The following is a 5,171-nucleotide window of genomic DNA, read 5'->3' as shown; positions in this document are numbered from 1 at the left end:
CCCCAAGACCGCACTTCTCTTTGCACGCAACTTCTCTCCGTGTCAGCCTTAACCCAGCAATTTTGGCTTGATAAACTACTAGTCCCCAATCCCCAATACCCTAAATGTTCATCTCTTGCACAAAATTGGTGTAGACATTACCTTGCAAAAACTGTGGAGTTTCCATAATTTTTTGATGAAATCCAATTGTGGTAGGTAACCCAGTGACGGCACACTCTCGCAATGCGCGTTTCATCCGATTAATAGCAGTCGGGCGGTCTGGCCCCCAAACAATCAACTTACCAATTAAAGAGTCATAGTAAGGAGGAATTTGGTAATCGGTGTAAACGTGGGAATCAATTCGCACACCAGGGCCACCAGGAGGTAAATAGCCACTGATACGTCCCGGTGCTGGGCGAAAATCGTGGTCGGGGTCTTCGGCATTGATGCGACATTCAATAGCGTGACCCCGAAATAATACTTGGTCTTGGGTAAGTTTGAGTCTTTCCCCTTGAGCAATTCGGATTTGTTCGGCAACCAAATCAAGCCCAGTAATCATCTCTGTTACGGGATGCTCTACTTGAATCCGGGTATTCATTTCCATAAAGTAGAACTTACCAGATTTATCAAGGAGAAATTCGATAGTACCCGCTCCTGTGTAGTTAATGAACTGAGCAGCTTTGACAGCAGCTTGTCCCATTTTCTCCCGCAGTTCGGAATCCAAAGCAGGACTAGGAGCTTCTTCTAGTAACTTTTGATTGCGGCGCTGAATTGAGCAATCTCGTTCGCCCAAATGGATGACGTTGCCGTAGTTATCAGCCAAAACTTGAAATTCAATGTGGCGCGGACGTTCAATAAATTTTTCTATGTAAACGCCAGAATTGCCAAAAGCTGCTCCGGCTTCCCCTTGGGCGGCCAAGAAGAGTTTGACAAATTCGCTTTCATCGCGTACTAAACGCATACCTCGTCCGCCACCACCAGCTGTGGCTTTAATCATTACCGGATAACCAATATCTTTGGCTAGTGTCAATCCTTCTTGCTCGGATTCTACCAATCCCTCACTACCTGGTACGGTCGGTACACCAGCTTTTTGCATGGTTTCTTTAGCGGTAGATTTATCTCCCATCAGCCTGATAGCTTCTGGAGTCGGGCCAATAAAGGCTATGTGATGGTCGGCACAAATTTCTGCAAATCGAGCATTTTCTGCTAAAAAGCCATAACCCGGATGAATGGCGCTGGCATTACGTGTCAGCGCGGCAGCAATAATATTGGGAATATTCAAATAACTTTTGCCGCTAGCAGGTTCACCAATGCAAACTGCTTCATCGGCAAGTTGGACGTGGAGAGCATTACGGTCAACTGTGGAGTGAACTGCAACTGTCGCAATTCCCATTTCTTCGCAGGCGCGAAGAATGCGAAGGGCGATTTCTCCTCGATTGGCAATTAATATTTTGTCAAACTTCATTTTCTAGTTTTGATATTAGTACCAGTAGATTGACATTGTCCCCGATCCCATTTGCAACAACGCTTTCGCTTTATCTCAAATTATGACAGGAGATTTAAGAATCTCGTCCTCAACAGAGTTTTGTGGGATTTTACCGCCTTTTTTATTTGCCTTGTTGAAAACAACATTCTTCCCCCTCCTTTTCTTACCACCTACACCCTTACACCCTTTCTTGCACCCCTTGCTCAAAGATTCTTCTTTTAAAGGCTTAAGTCCTACCACAGTAGCTACACCTCTTTTAATATCACTTGTAGACCTACTACATTTCTGTCAGCCTGTTATACATACTTCGGGAAATTTGTGAATACTTAGAATTAAATTTTTTGTAAATTTAGGAAAATCAAATATTTCCTGACTCAATTTACTTTGTTGTGCTATTATTCTGTAGTTAGACAACTCATGCGGATGTGGCGGAATTGGTATACGCGCACGTTTGAGGGGCGTGTGGCTTTGCCTTGCGAGTTCGAGTCTCGCCATCCGCATTTTTTGAGAGACGCGATTATATTCTTACGAGAAGTCGCTCTTACGAGCGTCTACGCGTCTTTACAAGAATTAAGGTTTCTCATTACTTCCTAATCAGGCTATCTGCTTCTTCCTACTGGAAGCATGATTTTTGTGCTTTGATAGAGACAGGTGAACTTTTGTAAAGAACATTGACTGCAACTTTTACTCCCAAAGACAACTCAACACTGCCAGCAGCGTGGCATCGCCTGACTCCGATTTGGCAAGGTGGTGAGGAAGTAATCCAAAAGAGTTTGCCTCATACTCATCTAGCACCGACTTGGCAATTGCTGCTTTTGGGTGACGGTTCGCCCACAAGGCACTTAGAGTTGCTTACAGGCGAACCGACAGAAGTAGACGTGATTGATATGTCGTTGATTGGTATGGACTCAGATTGTGCCCCCGACCTGATTCAAGCTGTACCGGGGCCGCGACTGCGAAGACAGGTATGGCTGCGTACCGCCTCTGGTCAGCGCTTGGCGTATGCTACTTCGTGGTGGGAAGCTAGTCATGTAGATGAGTACTTACAAAATCGTTCGTTGCCAATTTGGGCGAGTTTAGCGCGTCTCCGCACTGAGTTATATCGGGATGTACGAGGAATTTACCACGGTTACTCAGCTGCACTCCAGTCAGGTTTTGAAGTGCCTGGGCCTTTTTGGGGTCGTCACTATCTGTTTTGGCATCACGGACAGCCCTTAACTCTGATTTATGAAGTTTTCTCACCTTATTTAACCAAATATTTAGGGCCGATGCAGCTTTCCACTAATGGAAAGGTTTAAGGAAGATGAAAATAATTTGTAGCTGTAATTTAGGAAATTGGTATAATTGCGAATTTGAGAAAAAATCCAGAAGTCGAATTGAGTTTTAGATTTGCCTATAATGTATTTAAAATAAAATATTCTACAATAATTAACATCTTACGGTTTGAATAGGTTAATTTGGGATATCAGAAGGAAATATCGCCATCAAAGCATTTTGTAACCAGAAAATCTAGAAAAGTTGCATATTATTTTGATTTTTGCTGGCTTTGAAAAAAATTGCGATCGCCTATCAAAAAAAATCACAACTGTTGTTGTACATGCAAAAAATGCAGTGTCCGGAAGGGGATAATTAGGTATAGTATATAACTGTGAAAAATGCCGCTTAATATTTAAGTCTAGAAGTTAGTAACTTGAGATTTGATAAATTAAATACAACAGATATAAGTTTTATCAACAGAAGTAGTGCGTTTAACTGCTAAATTGCAGCCTTTGCCTGTTAGTTATATTCTCAGAGTGCTTGAAGTTATGGATTCATCTGCTGGAAAATTGCTGGCACAGGATGCCGTGACAGAATACAACCTGCAAAATTTAACAAAGCATGTTAAAAAGGTTAACTAGCTATAAAAGCACCGCTTTTAAATAAATATTTCCAGCAAATAATGAGTTTGCAACTATGACGTAGAGGTGTCAATGGCACTGCCTGTTGTGTCTGTTCCCATGAAGAAAAAAAAGAAACCATCTCTGGTTTTGACGCTCTCGGCTGCGGGATTATTGATTGGTGTGGGGAGCGCTGCATACTGGTTTTTAATCCAAGGACAAAGATTTTCCAGAGATTTGCCAGTAGGTGCAAATATTATTCCTCAAGATGCTGTGTTTGCGGTTTCTTTAACCACAGATGCAAAACAATGGCAGAAATTGTATGAGTTTGGCACAAAAGAAACCCAAGCAGAACTGAATAAAAATTTACTACAGTTGCGCGATCGCTTTCTTACTAGTAATGGCTACAACTTTGAGAAAGACATTCAACCTTGGGTAGGTGAAGAAGTTACCCTGGCAATTTTAGCTCCAGAAACCAGTAAACCCGCACTCAAACCAGTGGCAACCGATAAAGATACTGCCGATAGCCAACAGTCAATGATAATGGTGTTGCCTGTCAAGAACCCAGAAATGGCTAAAAGCATCTGGGCACAACCCAAAGCCTTGAAACAAGGTAAATGGATTGACCGCACATATCAAGGATTCACTATTAAACAAGCCGATGGTCAAGCTGGGGAAAATCTCTCTGCCACACTAATAGATCGGCGTTTCCTAGTTATTACTGATAATCTTAAAAACACAGAACGAGCAATTGATGCCTATAAAAGTAAAACATCCTTGGCGACAACAGGAGGGTTTGCAGAAAATATGGCGAAAATCTCCAGTTACCAACCTTTTGCTCAGTTTTATGTCAATGTACCAACAGCAGCCAAAATAGCTACTGCTTCTCCCAACCGCCATTTGCCCGCCCAAGTTTTAGCTCAACTGCAAAATAATCAAGGTTTAGCAGGGACAATTACCTTAGAGCCTAAAGGAATAAGCTTAAAGGGCGTTTCATGGCTCAACCCTAATAGTCAGCGCCTACTGGCGGTGGAAAACACAGCCGGGAAAATGCAAAACCGCTTGCCAGGAGAAACCTTAATGATGCTATCTGGCGGAAATTTACAGCGTTTGTGGAGCGATTACGTTTTAACATCTCAGGGAAATCCCTTTTCACCCGTAACACCAGAACAGCTAAAAAGTAGTGTGAAATCTCTAACCAATCTCGATTTAGATCGAGATTTGCTCAGTTGGATGAAAGGTGAGTTTTCTTTATCAGTGATTCCCAGTAGCCCAAAAGATGATTCACCAAAGAATTTTCGGGCAGGTTTGGTATTTATGGTACAGGCAAGCGATCGCAAATTAGCTGAAGCATCCATACAAAAACTGGATGATGCCATGAAAAATCAATACCAGTTCCAAATTCAGTCGCAAACAGTAGCAGGTCAACCTATTATCAACTGGGTTGCACCTTTTGGGACTTTAACAGCAACTCACGGTTGGTTAGATGACAACGTTGCTTTTTTTATTCTGGGCGCTCCTGTTATGGATAAAATTTATCCCAAACCCAACAACACCCTAGCCAGTACTCTTGGGTTTCAACAAACAGTTCCCACAGAACTCAATCCAAATAACGGCCAATTTTTCCTAGATGTGGAACGTACTACGAAAAATTTTCCCTTACCAAGTTTGTTCTCCAATCAAAGAACTTTATTAGCAGCAACACGTTCGATTGGAGTGACAGCCGCTGTTAGTGATAGTCGCAGTAACCGTTACGACATTTTTTTTGCACTCAAAAAAGCTGGCAACTCGGATGAGGGTAGGGGGAGATGAGGGGGATGAGGGCTGTC

Annotated in this window: 3 protein-coding genes and 1 tRNA gene; 3 read left to right on the top strand and 1 reads right to left on the bottom strand. The window is 42.5% G+C overall.

All coding sequences use genetic code 11. The features are described from left to right. Positions 1-100: 100 nt before the first annotated feature. Positions 101-1,444 carry an acetyl-CoA carboxylase biotin carboxylase subunit gene (gene accC, locus I8752_RS03155; protein WP_214430880.1) on the bottom strand — a complete coding sequence of 448 codons (1,344 nt, stop codon included), beginning with the start codon at positions 1,442-1,444 and terminating at the stop codon, positions 101-103. A gap of 440 nt (positions 1,445-1,884) precedes the next feature. Between accC and I8752_RS03150 the strand changes: the two genes are divergently transcribed. From I8752_RS03150 to I8752_RS03140, 3 genes are all read left to right on the top strand, one after another. Next, positions 1,885-1,965, top strand: a tRNA-Leu gene (locus I8752_RS03150). Positions 1,966-2,136: 171 nt separating this feature from the next. Beyond that, on the top strand, positions 2,137-2,763 hold the full coding sequence (locus I8752_RS03145) for a chorismate lyase (RefSeq protein WP_214430879.1): 627 nt from the start codon (positions 2,137-2,139) through the stop codon (positions 2,761-2,763). A 672-nt stretch (positions 2,764-3,435) separates the two neighbouring features. Next, complete coding sequence (locus I8752_RS03140; protein WP_214430878.1) at positions 3,436-5,154, top strand: DUF3352 domain-containing protein; 1,719 nt, start codon at positions 3,436-3,438, stop codon at positions 5,152-5,154. Positions 5,155-5,171 lie beyond the last annotated feature (17 nt).

It is taken from the genome of Dendronalium phyllosphericum CENA369 (assembly GCF_016056275.1).
Taxonomy (GTDB): domain Bacteria; phylum Cyanobacteriota; class Cyanobacteriia; order Cyanobacteriales; family Nostocaceae; genus Dendronalium; species Dendronalium phyllosphericum.
This window is presented reverse-complemented; position numbering and strand designations above follow the sequence as displayed.